Annotated in this window: 12 protein-coding genes and 1 pseudogene; 1 reads left to right on the top strand and 12 read right to left on the bottom strand. The window is 64.1% G+C overall.

What is annotated here, in order from left to right:
- Window positions 1-8: 8 nt before the first annotated feature.
- The 10 genes and pseudogenes from darT to AC15MQ_RS11045 all read right to left on the bottom strand — a co-directional run bounded on the left by darT (window position 9) and on the right by AC15MQ_RS11045 (window position 12,384).
- Window positions 9-650, bottom strand: a complete 642-nt coding sequence (darT, locus tag AC15MQ_RS11090; RefSeq protein ID WP_483080145.1) for a type II toxin-antitoxin system toxin DNA ADP-ribosyl transferase DarT — start codon at window positions 648-650, stop codon at window positions 9-11.
- Complete coding sequence (locus AC15MQ_RS11085; protein ID WP_483080144.1) at window positions 647-2,020, bottom strand: restriction endonuclease subunit S; 1,374 nt, start codon at window positions 2,018-2,020, stop codon at window positions 647-649. Before AC15MQ_RS11085 ends, darT begins: the two co-directional genes overlap by 4 nt.
- Window positions 2,017-3,144 (bottom strand): PDDEXK nuclease domain-containing protein, encoded by a 1,128-nt coding sequence (locus AC15MQ_RS11080; protein ID WP_483080143.1) that lies wholly within the window; start codon window positions 3,142-3,144, stop codon window positions 2,017-2,019. Before AC15MQ_RS11080 ends, AC15MQ_RS11085 begins: the two co-directional genes overlap by 4 nt.
- Window positions 3,141-4,292: an N-6 DNA methylase gene (locus AC15MQ_RS11075; protein ID WP_483080142.1), complete on the bottom strand. Its 1,152-nt coding sequence runs from the start codon at window positions 4,290-4,292 to the stop codon at window positions 3,141-3,143. The genes AC15MQ_RS11080 and AC15MQ_RS11075 overlap by 4 nt, the downstream gene beginning before the upstream one ends.
- Before the next feature lie 52 nt (window positions 4,293-4,344).
- Window positions 4,345-5,001, bottom strand: coding sequence for a group II intron maturase-specific domain-containing protein (locus AC15MQ_RS11070; RefSeq protein ID WP_483080141.1), 657 nt, complete (start codon window positions 4,999-5,001; stop codon window positions 4,345-4,347).
- The gene (locus tag AC15MQ_RS11065) at window positions 4,967-6,673 is read right to left on the bottom strand and encodes a recombinase family protein (protein ID WP_483080140.1); all 1,707 of its coding nucleotides are present in this window, start codon (window positions 6,671-6,673) and stop codon (window positions 4,967-4,969) included. The genes AC15MQ_RS11070 and AC15MQ_RS11065 overlap by 35 nt, the downstream gene beginning before the upstream one ends.
- Before the next feature lie 12 nt (window positions 6,674-6,685).
- On the bottom strand, window positions 6,686-7,840 hold the full coding sequence (locus AC15MQ_RS11060) for a reverse transcriptase domain-containing protein (protein ID WP_483080139.1): 1,155 nt from the start codon (window positions 7,838-7,840) through the stop codon (window positions 6,686-6,688).
- Between the two features lie 556 nt (window positions 7,841-8,396).
- Window positions 8,397-9,256, bottom strand: a pseudogene (locus AC15MQ_RS11055) (type I restriction-modification system subunit M); the annotation flags it as partial.
- Between the two features lie 42 nt (window positions 9,257-9,298).
- Complete coding sequence (locus AC15MQ_RS11050) at window positions 9,299-11,389, bottom strand: protein kinase domain-containing protein (RefSeq protein ID WP_483080138.1); 2,091 nt, start codon at window positions 11,387-11,389, stop codon at window positions 9,299-9,301.
- Between the two features lie 122 nt (window positions 11,390-11,511).
- The gene (locus tag AC15MQ_RS11045) at window positions 11,512-12,384 is read right to left on the bottom strand and encodes a c-type heme family protein (RefSeq protein ID WP_287655577.1); all 873 of its coding nucleotides are present in this window, start codon (window positions 12,382-12,384) and stop codon (window positions 11,512-11,514) included.
- Between the two features lie 296 nt (window positions 12,385-12,680).
- Between AC15MQ_RS11045 and AC15MQ_RS11040 the strand changes: the two genes are divergently transcribed.
- Window positions 12,681-13,865 (top strand): acyl-CoA dehydrogenase, encoded by a 1,185-nt coding sequence (locus AC15MQ_RS11040; protein WP_287655576.1) that lies wholly within the window; start codon window positions 12,681-12,683, stop codon window positions 13,863-13,865.
- 218 nt (window positions 13,866-14,083) lie between these two features.
- Here AC15MQ_RS11040 and AC15MQ_RS11035 read toward each other — a convergent pair whose 3' ends face one another.
- Entirely contained in the window at window positions 14,084-14,875 is a 792-nt protein-coding gene (locus AC15MQ_RS11035; protein ID WP_434735539.1) for an amino acid ABC transporter ATP-binding protein, read from the bottom strand.
- The gene (locus AC15MQ_RS11030; protein WP_483080137.1) at window positions 14,856-15,509 is read right to left on the bottom strand and encodes an amino acid ABC transporter permease; all 654 of its coding nucleotides are present in this window, start codon (window positions 15,507-15,509) and stop codon (window positions 14,856-14,858) included. The genes AC15MQ_RS11035 and AC15MQ_RS11030 overlap by 20 nt, the downstream gene beginning before the upstream one ends.
- Window positions 15,510-15,585 lie beyond the last annotated feature (76 nt).

The raw sequence follows: 15,585 nt of genomic DNA, 5'->3' as shown, positions 1-15,585 counted from the left end.
CTCCTCTGTCAATAATACCAATCGCTGACTATTTCGACCGCTGGCCGGTATCCACTGGTTGGCAGCACGTTGGACACCTGCTGGAAGATCGGTCGCGACGGCACGCCGATGCGCTCAACCAAATGCCACGGCAAACTATGCTCCAGTAGAAACTCCGCCTGCTTGCCCTCCTTGCACTGCCGCCAGTCGCGCGCCTGCACGGCATTCCAGTCGATCTCGCCGAGTTGGGCAAGTTCGCAGCGATCCTCGAAGAAGCGTGATCCCGCGTTCGACAAGGTGAACGCCCAGCGGCGGCCCTGCCGATCGGCCCAGTCGACCACCGCGCCAAGATCGGCCTCAAAGTGGATGATCGGACCTTGACCCCCACGATAGGCGAGTTCCGGATGATTGCCCTGATGGATCAGGTACAGCATCACCGAACGCGCGCAGAAATAGAACGGCACACAATCGCCGACGTGCAATCCCGGATGGCTGCTCAGCGTGAGCTCGCTCAAGCGCCGCTGCTTGATGCTGCTGATGCCGATCATCGTTCCCGCCGGCGCGCGCCGCGACACCTCGGCGTCACACCACAGGCAGGCGTCCGCCACGATGGACGGCAGGCGGTCCACATGGGCGATGTGGTAGAGCTTGGGCCCTGCCGGCAGGATCATGCCTCAGCCGCCTCGTCGGCGAGTTCCGGGTCGAGGTCCGCTTCGCTGTCGCCGTTGTCAAGCGCGGCGTCCTCGGGCAGCCGCGCCGCCGCCTCGCGCACGTCGAGCTTGCCGGTCACGACGTCGGCGACGAGGCGGGTGCGGTATTCGCGAAGGAGTTCGATCTCGCGTTCGAGGCGGCCGGTGGCGGTGTTCACGCCGGAGAGATCGATGTCGAGTTGAATCATGATGCGCTTCTGTTCATTAACGGGCGGGACGGGTACCCGAATATTGTAGAAATCGTCGGTGTAAAGCCGCCAAAAGCCCTGAACGATTCCCTTAGTTCGCTGGCGAAGTTCGACGCGGCATGCGGGGCTACGATAAACCGCCTCGAAGAACCGTTCATCAAGTTCCCGAACAGGGCGGAGGACCGTGTAGTCGGGGCTTACGAGCCCACGCTCCGGGGCTAGGGCAAACACACCGAGATGTGCCTTGAGCCGATTCAGCACGAGGTCGCCTTTCTCACACAGCTTCGCGCCAGCGTAGGACTCAGAAACCAAGCGACTGGCTTCAATCTGAGTGCTTGAAATCAAGCCGAACTTCTGGCTCATCGAGAGGTGCGTCTCTTCACCAGTGGCAGATCGGTTGTCGACCTCGCGGTAGACGTACTTCGATCGCAACACCTTCCAATGCTGCGGAATGTCGCCGAGCCAGGGGATGCCGGAGAGTTTGAGGGGGACGGAGGGGTCGAGGCCGCGGGTGACGGCGCGATGGATGATGACCTGCTTCTGCTCGTTGAGCAGCGCGATGACCTTCCGCTTCGCCCGGATCGCCCGCTCCAGCCGCCCGTTCGCCCAGTCCAGAAACCGCACAATCGCCGCTTGCTCTGCGGGTGGTGGGAGCGCGACGGGAATCCGCTTGAAGTGCGAGAAGTCCAAGCCCTGGCGAAGTCCCGAGCCGTAGCCGTAGATGGCCTTGCTCATATCCCAGACGTTGAGGAACTGAAAACCAAAGTCGGGACTGACACCTGTGTTCACTCGCAGAGCCAGGTAGGCTGATGTGATGATGCCACGATCGCGGACAATTCCTACACGGAGGCTGGTGTGGTCATTCTGAAGATCGGTGGTGCGAAGGACGATGTCGCCCGGTTTGACGATTTGATAGGTTTCGAACGATTCAGGTACTAGGCCGTGGAGTTTCTCCGCAGGCTTGATGACGATGCGACCATAGCTGAGCGAAAGCACGGTCTTCTCCTTCATGCCGTGGTTGCGCTCGTGATTGGGCACGAAGGCACCAAACGCGGGCCGCACCTCCCAATGCCCCGGCACCTGCCCGAGCCACGGTAGCCCCGACTCCTTGTACTCCGCATACGGCTTGAGGTCGGCGATCATGGCTGGTCCTCATCCTTCACTCGCCGGGCGGCGCTCTCGCGGGCGTGTTCGATCGCCTGGTGCAGCCGCGCACGCAGCAACGGCAGCGGCGGCAACTCCGCGAGGTACTCGCCGACGCGGATCGATTTGGCGTCGAGCTGCAGCAGTTCCACCTGCTCGGCGTCGGCGGAGGCGCAGAGGATGAGTCCGATCGGGGGTTCCTCGCCGGGAGCGCGTTCGTGCTTGTCCAGCCAGCGCAGATAGAACTCCATCTGCCCGACATGGCCCGGCTGGAAGGATTCCAGCTTCAGTTCGACGGCGATCAGCCGGCGCAGGTGGCGGTGGAAGAACAGCAGGTCGAGATGAAAATCGTCCTTGCCGACACTGATGCGCTTTTGCCGGGCGACGAAGGCGAAGCCGCTGCCCAGTTCGAGCAGCACGCCCTCGATCTCGCGCAGGATGGCGCTCTCGAGGTCGCGTTCGCTGTAGGCACCCTTGAGCCCCAGCAGGTCGAGCAGGTAGGGATCGCGGAAGACGATGTCGGGGCTCACCTGCCCGTCGCGAAGTCTGCCGATCTCGGCCGCGATGACGTCTTGCGGCTTCTTCGACAGCGCGGTGCGTTCGAACAGCAGGCCGCCGATCTTCTGGCGCAGCGTGCGCACGTCCCAACGCTCGATGCGGCACATCTCGGCGTAGAAGTCGCGGGCCAGCGGGTCCTTGAGCGGCAGCAGCTCGATGAAGTGGCTCCAGCTCAATTGTGTCGACAGCGTCGACACAATCTCCTGGTTCGTGAAACCCTGACAGAACTGAATGGCGCGGTAGAGCGAGCGGAGGCTGAAGGCCTGCCCGAACTCGACGGTCAATTCGCGTGACACGGTCGCGAGAATGCGTTTTCCGTATGGCGCCCGCTCATCCTGAAGACTCTCGGCGAGGAGTCGACGCCCGAGATGCCAGTACAGCAGCGTCGTAGTCGAGTTCGCAACCGTGGCAATCCGCTGGCGGGCGGACTGGATCAGTTCTCGCAAGTCAGTGAGGAGCGCCGCCTCATCCACAGTGACAGGTATCTGCGCCTCTGCGACATGGCCGGCGTGCTCTTGCCTCCCGGTCTGTAGTGCAGGGGGCGAAGTGATGACTTTCTTCTTCATCGCTGACCGACCTTGAGCAGACCATCCAGCAAACCCTCGGCCTCCTTCTCGATGGCCAGGATGTCGGCGCTGATCTCTTCGAGCGTGCGCAGCGGCTGCGGCTGGTAGAAGTGGCGCGTGAAGCTGATCTCGTAGCCGATCCGGGTGGCGTCGTCCCTGATCCACGCGTCGGGGGTGTACGGCAGCACCTCGCGGCGGATGAAGGCCTCGATGCCGCCGTCTTCGAGCAGCGGCACCTGCTCGGTATCGCGCAGGTCGGCGTCGGGCTCGTACTCGACGATGGCGGGCTGGCCGTCCACGCTCACCGCGTAGCGGCCGCGCAGCGGCTCGGCCCTGACCTTGCCGGGCTTGTGCACCCTGGCGATGACCGGGGCTGCGGTGTCGACGCGCCAGCTCACGGCCCTGAGGAGCTGCTTGAGGTCGGCGGCGGCGAGCTTGATCCCGGCCGCCTTCAGCGCGGCGTCCACACGGTCGCGGAAGACGTTGTGGTCGTCGAAGAGTGCATCGCCGAGCAATGCGCGCAGCCGGGTAGCCACGTCGAGCAGGCGGCCGTCGCGTTCCCAGGTCCTGGCGTCGAGCAGCTTCTTCTTCTGCCGCTCGGGCAGACCCCTCTTCGTGGCGCCTTCGTCGTCTTCGCCTTCGGGGTCGTCGCTACTGCCCCAGTCGGCGAGGCGCTTCTCGAGCGCGGCGGAAACCGCGGCGAAACGGATGCACAGGTCGTCGCCGAACACATCAACGAGCGTGGCGCGCAGATCCTCGTCGCCGGAGTTGAAGCGCAGCGTTTCGATGGCCTTGAGCGAAAGCTGGCTGTGCAGGCGCAGCGGCCGCTCGACGGTGACCTTCCAGTAGCCGAAAGCGGCATTCGCGAAGATCTTCGATTCGGGCGTTTCCGCGAAGTCGAGGAAGCAGCGGCTGATGCGCTCGACGTCTTCGGGCGAGAGTTCGCAGTTCTTCTTGCCGAGGTTCTTCCTGAGCGGCTTGAACCACTGGCTGGCGTCGATGAGCTGCACCCGACCCTGGCGGTGCGCCGGCTTGCGGCTGGACAGCACCCAGATGTAGGTGGCGATGCCGGTGTTGTAGAAGAGGTTCAGCGGCAGGGCGACGATGGCTTCGAGCCAGTCGTGGCAAGTAGGCCGGAGGAGTTGCACCCCCGGCCTCTCACAGAACGGTGCGTGAACCTCTCGATTCACACCGCTCCCATCAAGCAAACGCACCGGCCATGCCTTTCTGCCAATGCACGAAGAGATACGGCTTCTTCTCGGAAAGCTGTTCGAGAAACCTGCTCGCCCGTATCTTGTGGCCCTTCAGCCGTCTGTACTTCCTCATCGCCCAAGCCACCAACGTTTTGTTGAAGTGCCTGAAGACGGGGTACATCGCCGACCGATAGAATCTTCCGTAATACGCGAGCCAACCCCTCAGGATCGGATTGTGTAGTCGGGAAATGTCAGCCAGGCTCAGTTCCGTCCGATTTCGGTAGCTCAGTTTGCGTGTCGTTGCCCGCATCGCCGTCAGCGCTTTGTTGCTGACCGCCGGGGTGAAGCTCACAAACAGGCTGTTGCGCTTGCTGTTCTTCACCACCCTTGGCCGAAAGGTATATCCGAGGAAATCAAACTGCGTGACCGGATACCTCCCCTTGCGACTACCGTCTTTGCAGTACACGATCTTGGTCTTGTCCGGATGCATCTGCAGGGCGCATTGCGCAAACCTCGCATCGAGCGCCGCCATCAGGGCCTGCGCCTCCTGCTCGGTCCGACAATGGACCAACCCATCATCCGCATACCGGCACCAGGGGTTATCCGGATAGTGTTTCGTCATCCAGACGTCAAACGTGTAGTGGAGGAACAAGTTGGCCAACACCGGACTGTTCACTCCTCGTACACAAAGGATAACTTGCGGCGGAACGTTGGCCTTCTGAAGATTGATGCAGAGTGGATGAGTCATCCGGGTTCCCGGAAGATGGAACGGGGGTTGGGATCGAATGGCGAATGGTGATGCTGTCAGAACTGACGACGACTTCCTTGACCAGCAGCCGCACGATACGCTGACGTTCGGCGATATCGAGGGTGTGAACATTTTCCCGCATCCGCCCAAGGAATGCCGATAGCGTTTCCGCCAATCGGAGGTAGGCGGCTTGGTCGGAGAACTGGGCGCTGAGCGACTCGACTTCGGCGTGCAGGGCCAGCTCACGCTGGCGCAGCGCAGGCATGCGCCGACGCAGTTCCGCCAACGACAGCAAGTCCTCCTGATAGGCGGTGAGAAGCCGCTCCATGCTCTTTTGTACTCGCGCCAGATCCCGGTGGAGCGTTTCTTGCCGACGCTGCGCAGGATGTGTCTGGCGCGCCACTTCAAGCCGCCGATCCAACTCGGTCTGGATGAGCGCCTGATCCTCCAACAGGCGCAGGACTTCGGCCCATACGATGCTTTCCAGCAAGTCCAGCCGGATCGGGCGCTGATCACAGCGGGCCTGGCCGTCGTAGCGATAGGCATCCGAGCCGAGGCAGCGGTAGTAGAAGAGCTTGCGTGCCGTGCTGCGGGTCGAGGTTCGATAGAGAGCATAGCCACACTGGCGGCAGTGTACGAGTCCCTGCAGCAGGCTGGGCTCGACGGTGCGCCGAGCCGCGTACTTCTTGTTCACCACCAGACGTTCCTCGGCGAGGGCAAACGTCTCCTCATGGATCAAGGCGGGAACCGCGATCTCGAGCCATTCCTCGCGTGGGCGCTCCAGGCTGGCGCTGTTGCGTACCGGCAATCCCCCGCGTTGCCGGGCCAGACGATTGAGGCGCTGTCGTACTGCGACCTGGGTCTTGCCAAAGCAAGCCTGTCCCTTGTACGCCGGGTTGCGAAGCATCGCCCAGACGGTGGAGCGTTCCCATCGGGTGCCTTCCTTTCGGGTCGGCACCTCCTGCTCGTTCAGCCAACGCGTGATCGCACCGATCGACAAGCCGCCAGCGGTATAAAGATCATAGACTTGGCGCACCACCTCGGCTTGTGCCTCGATCACCTCATAGCGAGCGTTCGCCTCATCGCTCTTGCACACGTAGCGGTAGCCATAGGGAGCGCCACTCAACACACTGACTTCTCCCAGTTGGGCGCGGTGGCGCTTGCCGCGGCGCGAGCGCTCCAGGATTTGCGCTCGCTCGTATTCGGCGATCATGCCCTGGAACTGCAGCAGCAACTGATCTTCCGGGGTCTCGCTGCGCGGGGCCCGCAGGAAAACGGCGGCCACCCCGTGGCGAGCCAACTCCTCGGTGAGCAGGACCTGATAGGCGTACTTGCGGCTCAGCCGGTCAGGCGAGAGCACGAGCACCGCTTCAATCTGTCCTCCCGCCGCCAGATCGCGTACCCGCTCCAGCCCTGGCCGCAGCAGGCTCGCCCCGCTGTAGCCCTCGTCCTCGAAGATCCATTCAGCCGGCACGCAATAGTCCTCGCTTGCAGCGAAGGCCACCAGTGCCGCTGTCTGGCTGGCAATCGTGTGCTCCTCGCGCTGTTGCGCCGACGACACGCGGGCGTAAATGGCTGCTGTCTTCATCGCTCTTTCCACTCAGCCCGGACGGCCGCCCCGTGCGGCGTGCCCGATCCGGTACCAGGATCTCGTAGACTTGCTCAAGCTTGGCGGCGAGCAGGCGGTCAAAGACATAGTCCAGATACACGTCATGACCCTGCCGGCGCCGATCAACCATGTTGGCGTGCCTTGGCCAGATACGCCGATACCGCGCACCCAACAATCTCGCCCATCGTCCGGCCGCTTTCTTGAGCATACGCGCGCAACTCCCCCACGACCTCGCCGGGGATTTTGATCGTGACGGGAATGGTCGGTTGGGCAACCGGCAGCGGCTGCGCGAGTTCCTGTGCCTCCTGCAGGTATCGATAGGCTTGGCGACGCGACAACGCGAATGATTCGGTCAATACTTGCGCGGCCTCGCTGAGGCTGTGACCACGAACAAGCAGAGCGAAGGCGCTGTTCACCCGTTGTGCCCTTTCGGAATCGGTGGCGCGCGACATGTGCCTTAAGCATATGACCTCCTGCGACGCAAATCAAGTGTCGTTTCAGAACGATGAAGGGGAATTTGCCGATCGAACTCGAAGTTATCTTTTGTGTACGTGGCGTGACGACGCCGCCTTGCGGTGTCCCCCGGGTACGTTCTACCCGGGTTCCGTCCGCCTGTTGCAGCGGCGCAGTTAGCCAGCGCCTGATATAAAGCATGGCCCATTCACACTCCACGTGCTTCTCGAGCGCCTTCTCCAGCAATGCATGGTCGATGTTGTCAAACAGGCCTTTGATATCAAACTCCAGAACCCAGGAATACTTCCAGCACCGTTCCCGCGTTACCCCCACGGCGTCCAGCGCCGATCTTCCGGGCCGATAACCGTAGGAATCCGGTAGAAACTTGGCTTCCATCCCGGGCTCTATCACCCGCTTGACCACCGTCTGCGCCACACGATCTGCCACCGTTGGAACACCCAATATGCGCTCCCCGCCATTCTTCTTGGGAATGGCAACCGCTTTGACCGGCGGCGGAAAGTAGCTTCCCGACGACATCCGGTTCCAGATCTTGTAAAGGTTCCCCTTCAGATCCTTCTCGAAGTCGCCGATCGATTCCTTATCCACCCCTGCCGATCCCGCATTGGCTTTGACCGCTTGATACGCTTCGTACACCAGCCATTTGTCAATGGCAAATGGTTTTGTTGCACTCATCCGTTTCCTCCTGTTGCCAGTTGAACGCCAAATGCAACCGCTTGATCCGACCCCTTTGCTCCAGCCGCATTACCAGCCTTCATCGCTCGTACGGGTCGGTCCGTCCCAGTGCTCCGCATCGGTACTCTCGCCTCGTGGTTTCTGCCACTTGGGCTTCTCCCTTGACATCGGAACGACTGGTTCCCGCAGTTCCACACAGAAGCCTGGATCAGCTTCACGCCTCCTATACGCCGGCCGCCGCTTGCCCAGTAATCAGGTGCCCGGCAAGCTTGTCCCAGAAGATAGAAACGCCCCTGGTTTTGACGACAAGTCCCTGGATTACGACGCGTCAGCGAAGGTTCACTTTCGTTCGTATCTCTGATCCTTACCTGCTCGAGGTACGTCCTCGACGCTTTGACCCCAACGCTCACCACCACGGCTCTTGACCGCAGCAGCTTGGGGTGGTTTGAGGCCCGCTCCTGAAAGCCGACCCCGAGGGACCTACCCTCATCTTCCGTGTAGCTTCTACACAGTTCGTCAGTCCATTACGAACTTCCTTTCTGTGTGCCTGCGGCACACTCTCGATCAGCCAGCGGCGGATGTTGCTCTCGCCCTGGCCGGCGTCGCCGGTGAACAGCGAACTGCCGTTATGCACCTCGGCGATGCGGCTGCCGAGGGCCGACTGGCCGTTCATCTTCGACGCCATGTTGGCGAGAAAGAGCATTTGCCCGTCGCCCGAACGCGTGACCAGCGACAGTTCCTCGCCCTGGTGCATGACCCTGAAGCGCGGGTCGCGCATGCCGTCCTTGCCGCCCAAGGCTTCCAGATCCTTCTTCCAGCTCTTGCCGTAGGGCGGGTTGGCGAGCATGAAGTCGAACTCGCGGGCGGGGAAGGCGTCGTGCGCCAGCGTGGACCACTCGGCGGCGCCGACGATGTGCTCGGCGCTCTCGCCTTCGCCCTTGAGCAGCATGTCGGCCTTGCAGACGGCGTAGGTCTCGGGGTTGCCTTGTTGATCAGCGAGCCGATGGCGTCGGCCCTGGACAGCGTCGGCAACTGGTTGCGGAATTTGAAGTTGTCGAGGATGTCCTGGACGTTGGCCGAGAAGCCGTTGAGGTAATCCTCGAAGTCGGCCAGCGGGCGCTGCTGGCTGCCGCGCGACCTGAGGTCGCGCAGGGTGAACCGCGAGGTGTTGTAGAAGGCCTGGCCGGCGGCATCGCAGAGCGCGGCGTGCTGTTCGGTAATGCCCGCCGCGTCGAGCATCCTGCGGGTGTCGAGCACCTTCTGCTTGGTCGGCTCCAGCACCGCGTCCATGCGCCGGATGACGCACATCGGCAGGATCACGTCGGGGTACTTGCCGCGCTTGAAGAGATCGCGCAGCACATCGTCGGCGATGCCCCAGATGAAGGAGACGATCTTGTGGTGAGTGCTCTGGTCCAATGTCGCTTTCGTTATCGGTTGGCGCGGTGCCTGCCCAGGTTTTCAGCCGTGGCCGGCTTCCCTGAGGAAGCGCCGTTGTTCGTCTTCGTGGTCGATGTGCCGGGCCAACGCGCGGCACAGGGAATCGAGGTCGCCGGCCTGCGCGGACTCGCGGCGCAACAGCACCTTGGCCAGCGGCCCGATGTGGCGCGCGAAGATCTTCCCGATCCGCTCCAGGTCGGCGTCGGCGAAGGGGCTGCCGGCCGGCACACCCGCGGGCGCAGCCGTGGCCGTCGTCGGCGCGGCCGACACCGCCGCGGACGCAACGCGCAGGCTGCTCGGCGGCGTACCAGCCGACGCCGGCTGCGCAGACGGCTGCGAAGTCGGCTGCGCAGCGGCCGGCACGGCGGCGAGGAACGCCGCCTGCGCAGCGGGATCGGGAATCATCCCGGCCAGCAGGCGATGTAGTTCTTCACGACTGCCGGCACGCGGCAGGGTCTTGCGGACGAGGATCCCGGCCATCGGACCGATGTGCCGGCTGAGCAGCCGCTCGGCCGCGTCGACCGTCTCCGCGCCGAGCTCCGCGCCGGTCACCGACGGGGCACTCGCCGAGTCGGGCAGCGCGCTCGCCTCGACCTCGCTTTCGCCGCGGTAGAGATGGATCTCGTGTTGCCGCTCCTGCGGGTCCCGGCGTTGGCCGAGATGCCGGAAACACGCTGCGGCGCTGTGCCGGAGTTGCCGCAGGAGATCGACATAAGCGCTGCTCGCCAGCACCTGCCCCGGCGCGGCGAAGCGCATCACGCGGTAGGCGGTGGTGATGCCGTCGCCGAGAATGCGCGAACGCCCGCTCGGCGACGGCAGCACGCGCACCGGCCCGAGGTTGATGCCCATCTGCAGCGCAAGGTCCCGGCTCGCCGCAGCCGCGCCCAGGTGCCGGGCCGTACGTAGCGCATCCTCGGGATCGCCCAGGCAGGCCACGGCGCAACCCTCGCTGGTATTCACCGCCAGACGGCTGCTGGCCGGCAGCGCCGCAACCGCCTGGCTGACCAGCGCCGCCAGCAGGGTGCGCCGCTCCTTGTGCGCCGCCTCGGCAGCAGGATCCTCGGCCGTGACGTCGGCGAACAGCACCGCACCGATGACGCTGCAGCCCGCGGCCAGCGCGGCAGCGGTGGTCGGGAGGCTCGCTGCCGACGCGCCGTCGGCCTCGCCGCCGAGCATCGGCAGGCAGGCCCGACGGAAATCGGCCACCCGCCGCGGGCGCTGGCTTTCGTCGGGATTCAGCGCCCAATCGATGGATCTGAGCATGGCGCCCCCGAAGACTTCGACGTTGCCGATCGCCGACGCGCCGGGCATCGTATCCTCGCGCAGACGGGCCAGGGCGTCGCTCGGCCGCTGCCCGGTGACCAGCCAGTAGAGCACGCCGGCCAGGGCGTAGAGGTCGGTCCACGGCCCCTGCTTGCCGTCGGGATAGTATTGTTCGGCGGGCGCAAAGCCGGGCGTCACCACCGCGGTCATCATCTGTTCCTGACCCTCGACGCCGAGACGGCGGGCGGAACCGAAATCGAGCAACACCGGCGAGCCGTCGGCACGGATGTAGATGTTGCGCGGGTTGATGTCGCGATGCAGGAAGCCCGCCGCATGGATCGCCTCCAGTCCGTCCAGCAGCGGTCGCAGCAGACGCAGCAGCGTCGCGTTGTCGACCGGCAGTCGGCCCGCCAGCCAGGCGTTGAGAGGCTCGCCGGTTTCGTACTCCATGACCATGTAGGCGGTGTCGTTGGCGCGGAAATAGCGCAGCACCCGCACGATGCCCGCATGGTGGAAGCTGGCCAGCGCCCGCGATTCCAGCAGAAAGCGCTGCAGCCCCCATTCGAAGGGCTGCGCCGTGGCCTCGGAATGCGGGCACACGGATTGTTCGGGGCCGCGCCCGGCAACCGCCCGCGGCAGATATTCCTTGATCGCCACCGGGCAGTCGAGGTGGCTGTCACGGGCCAGATAGGTAACGCCAAAGCCACCCCAGCCCAGCACCCGCTCGATGCGATACTCGTTGAGCGTGTACCCCGCCGGCAGCGCCAGCAGGTCGCCCGCCGGCGGCGCTGAAGCGCTCGGCGAGCCGCCCGGCAGTTCGTCCGGCGATGGCAATGGCAATTCGCGCATCACTTGCTCAGGGCCGGTCAATGCAGCGTCCCCGCGAGCTGACTGTAGTTCCGTTCATGCCCCCCTCCACGCATGTTCCCGGCCGCGCCGTCGTGGCAGCGGGCCCGGCGCTCTTCCCCAGATCAGCCATCGATCATCTGCATCGCCTTTTCGAGGCTTCGACGCATGCGGTTGAAGGAACTGGCAAGCACCGCCACCTCGTCACTGCCGGTCTCGGCAAACTCGGGCTGGTCGAAGTCGCCGGTACTGATCTTGTCGGCGGCGGCGGACATCCGCGACACCGGCTGGATGATCAGCCAGGAGAGTAGCAGGTTGAGGACCACGAAGACCATCACGAACACCGCCGCCAGCGAGATCATGAATGTCCGGAAAGCCTGCGCGGCGTTCTCCAGCGGGACCGACATCGGCACCGAGACCACCTGCGCGCCGACCACCTCGTTGAGGTTCCAGCCGAAGCCGTTGGCCGAACCGTAGATCCTGAGCATCGACGGTGGTGCGGCATCGGGCGTGCTGTGACACTGCAGACAGGCCGGCGACTCGATGCGGATCGGGTGCGCAATGTACAGCAGCGGACCGACGGGGGTGTCTCGCTGGCCGCTGACCTCCGTGTCGGTGGCGTGATTGCGGAAGTTGTGAATCAGGTCCGCCTCCCAGTCGGCCGGCCGGTCGCGAAGATTGGTGGGGTTGAGGGTGGCTTCCTTGTACGCGTAGTTGGGATATTTCTTGCGCAGCTCGTTGAGCGTCTCGGTGGCTGCAAAGGCCGGCACCGTCTGCGGCAGGAACTGCCGGTCCAGCTGGCCGATCAGATGCGGCCGTACCCGCTCGACGGTATAGCTGCGGATCGCCAGCGCAGCCTCCAGCACCAGCCGCGCTTCGCCCAGCACCTGCGCGCGCGCGTGCCGGTCGAGCAGGCTGCGCGAGACGTAACCGGTGACGGCGAATCCCGCCAGAAAGACTACCAGCAGCACCAGGTTGAACTTCAGTCGCAGACCCATCGAGATGCCTCCTCCAGTAGCCGGCAGCGCACCGGCAGCGTTTACGGGTTGATCCTTGCCTTGCCTCGCCGACACTTCTGGCACGCGACCCTGCGAGTATCCCGGACCTTGCTCCCGGCAGTCAATCAGGCGACGCATCCGGCCTGGCCGCGCAGTCCGCCGGACGGCCTGCGGCGCGCGGGCCCGACAAGCTTTCCGCCCGCCAGGGCGCGCTTTGCATACAATCCGACCTGACACTCAACCGCCACCTGCCCGACGCCGTCGGCCAGGTGGCGAACACACGCCAGGAGACGGGCATGACTCGAACATCGAAGGCGCGATTCTGCTGGGAAGACCCATTGCTGCTCGACGCGCAGTTGCGCGAGGACGAGCGCCTGCTGCGCGACGCGGCGCGCGACTATTGCCAGGGCCGGCTGTTGCCGCGCGTCCTGGAGTCGTTCCGGCATGAACGCACCGATCCGGCGATCTACCTCGAAATGGGCGAGATGGGCCTGCTCGGCGTGACCATCCCCACCGAATACGGGGGCGCGGGACTCAGCTACGTGAGCTACGGCCTGGTCGCGCGCGAAGTCGAACGCGTCGATTCCGGTTATCGCTCGATGATGAGCGTGCAGTCGTCGCTGGTGATGCTGCCGATCTACCAGTTCGGCAGCGAGGCACAAAAGCGCCGCTATCTGCCGCGGCTGGCAACCGGCGAAGCGATCGGCTGTTTCGGCCTGACCGAACCCAACCACGGATCCGATCCTGGCGGCATGGAAAGCCGTGCGCGCGCGGTAGACGGCGGCTATCTGCTTTCCGGCAGCAAGATGTGGATCACCAACTCACCGATCGCCGAGGTGTTCGTCGTCTGGGCCAAGGACGACGGCGGTTCGATTCGCGGCTTCGTGCTCGAACGGGGAATGCCGGGCCTGTCGACGCCGGTCATCGAGGGCAAGGTCGGGCTACGCACTTCGATCACCGGCGAGATCGTGATGGACGAGGTTTTCGTGCCGGAGTCCAACGTTTTCCCGGAAGTCCGCGGCCTCAAGGGACCATTCACCTGCCTCGATTCGGCGCGCTACGGCATCGCCTGGGGAGCACTCGGCGCCGCCGAATTCTGCTGGCACACGGCGCGGCAGTACACGCTCGATCGCCGGCAGTTCGGTCGTCCGCTGGGGGCCAACCAACTGGTCCAGAAAAAGCTCGCCGACATGCAGACCGAAATCACCCTCGGCCTGCAAGGCTGCCTGCGCCTCGGACGGATGAAGGACGAGGGGAGCGCCACGCCCGAGATCACCTCGATGATGAAACGCAATTCGTGCGGCAAGGCCCTCGACATCGCCCGCACCGCCCGCGACATGCTCGGCGGCAACGGCATCTCCGATGCCTATGGCGTGATTCGCCATCTGGTCAACCTCGAGGTGGTCAACACCTACGAAGGGACGCACGACGTGCATGCGCTGATCCTTGGCCGGGCGCAGACCGGCATCGCGGCGTTCTGAGGCCGGCGCGCGGCGGCCCTACTTCTTGTCCGCTGGCGGAGAGGTCGGCGCCTCCTCCTGCTTCGGCGCATCGCCGATCACGGTTTTCAGGGGACAGAGGGAAAACGCCGGGCATTTCCTGCAGCCGGCAACAATGGCGATCGGGCACAAGGTCATGGGATGCCTCTTTCGGTTGAGAGTGGATAGCCAGCATACACCATCGACTGCGCCGCCGGGCGCTACAGCATGTGCTCAAGAAAGGCCTGCGTACGCGGATGCGCGGGGCTGGAAAACATTTCGGCTGGCGCGCGCGCTTCGACAATTTCGCCCGCGTCCATGAACACCACGCTGCTGGAGACCTCGCGGGCAAAAGCCATTTCGTGAGTGACCACGAGCATGGTCATGTGCTCGTCGGCCAGCTGGCGCATGCTGCGCAACACTTCGCCGGTCAATTCGGGGTCGAGCGCCGAGGTCGGCTCGTCGAAGAGCATGATGTCCGGTTCCATGGCCAGCGCGCGGGCAATCGCGACGCGCTGCTTCTGCCCGCCCGAAAGACGCGCCGGATAACTGTCGCACTTGTCGAAAAGACCCACCTTGCGCAGCAATTCTTCGGCCTTGGGGACGACCGCGTCGCGCGCCAAGCCCTTGACCGTCAGCGGCGCCTCGATGATGTTCTGTAACACCGTGAGATGCGGAAACAGGTTGAAATGCTGGAACACCATGCCCATCCGGCGGCAAATGCGACGCAGTTCGGCATCCGGCGCGTAGCGGCAGACGCCGGCGGCGTCGCTGCTCACCAGGGTTTCACCGGCAATCAGTACTTCGCCGGCGTCGACGGTTTCGAGGTGGTTGAGGCAGCGCAGGAAGGTGCTTTTCCCGGAACCTGACGGACCGATCACGGCGACCACGTCGCCCTTGGCGATTTCCAGAGAGACGCCCTTCAACACCTCGACAACGCCAAAACGCTTCCGAATGTCGCGGGCCACGATCATCGGGGTGACGTTCGCCAGCTCATTCGTCGTAGACGGCATGTCGCTTCTCCAGGTAATGGAAGCCCCAGGTGAGCACCAGTGTCATCAGCAGATAAAAGGCCGCGGCGACGACGAATGGCATGGTCGTGAAATCGCGCTGCACGATTCCCCGCGCGGCGCGCAGCAGGTCGTTCATCGCCAGGACGTAGATCAGCGAGGTGTCCTTGACCAAGGTGATGGTCTCGTTGCTCATCGGCGGCAGAATGCGCTTGACCACCTGCGGCAGGACAATGCGGCGCATGGTCTGGCCGTAGCTCAGGCCGAGGACGCGGGCGGCCTCGTACTGCCCGCGCTCTATCGACTGGATGCCGGCGCGGAAGATCTCGGCATAATAGGCTGCGTAATTGAGCACGAAGGCGACGATGGCAGCCGGGAAATCGGGCAGCCGCACGCCGATCACCGGCACGAACGGCAAGGCGAAGTAGATGAACAGCATCTGCAGCATCAGCGGCGTGCCGCGCATCAACCAGATGTAGCCATTGACCATCGTGCTGGCCAGGTGAAAGCGCGAAACGCGCACCAGCGCAAGGCCCAGCCCCAGCGGAACGGACAGCAGCAAGGTCAGCAGGAAGACCTGCAGCGTCACCGCCGTGCCCTGCAGCAGCGGGCCGAGGATTTCGATTATGTAGTCCATGCCATCCTTGTCACCAGGGTGCGCAGCCGGCGAGCGCCACTGGCGCTGAGCCGCGCACCAGGACGGTGGGGAAGAG

Source organism: Candidatus Accumulibacter propinquus, from assembly GCF_056856495.1.
This window is presented reverse-complemented; position numbering and strand designations above follow the sequence as displayed.

Excerpts from the sequence above, each read along its gene's own strand:
- AC15MQ_RS11045 (WP_287655577.1), bottom strand. The coding sequence starts at position 12,384 with ATGGGTCTGCGACTGAAGTTCAACCTGGTGCTGCTGGTAGTCTTTCTG.
- AC15MQ_RS11030 (WP_483080137.1), bottom strand. The coding sequence starts at position 15,509 with ATGGACTACATAATCGAAATCCTCGGCCCGCTGCTGCAGGGCACGGCG.
- AC15MQ_RS11085 (WP_483080144.1), bottom strand. The coding sequence starts at position 2,020 with ATGATCGCCGACCTCAAGCCGTATGCGGAGTACAAGGAGTCGGGGCTA.
- AC15MQ_RS11035 (WP_434735539.1), bottom strand. The coding sequence starts at position 14,875 with ATGCCGTCTACGACGAATGAGCTGGCGAACGTCACCCCGATGATCGTG.
- darT (WP_483080145.1), bottom strand. The coding sequence starts at position 650 with ATGATCCTGCCGGCAGGGCCCAAGCTCTACCACATCGCCCATGTGGAC.
- AC15MQ_RS11060 (WP_483080139.1), bottom strand. The coding sequence starts at position 7,840 with ATGAGTGCAACAAAACCATTTGCCATTGACAAATGGCTGGTGTACGAA.
- AC15MQ_RS11040 (WP_287655576.1), top strand. The coding sequence starts at position 12,681 with ATGACTCGAACATCGAAGGCGCGATTCTGCTGGGAAGACCCATTGCTG.
- AC15MQ_RS11065 (WP_483080140.1), bottom strand. The coding sequence starts at position 6,673 with ATGAAGACAGCAGCCATTTACGCCCGCGTGTCGTCGGCGCAACAGCGC.
- AC15MQ_RS11050 (WP_483080138.1), bottom strand. The coding sequence starts at position 11,389 with ATGCGCGAATTGCCATTGCCATCGCCGGACGAACTGCCGGGCGGCTCG.
- AC15MQ_RS11080 (WP_483080143.1), bottom strand. The coding sequence starts at position 3,144 with ATGAAGAAGAAAGTCATCACTTCGCCCCCTGCACTACAGACCGGGAGG.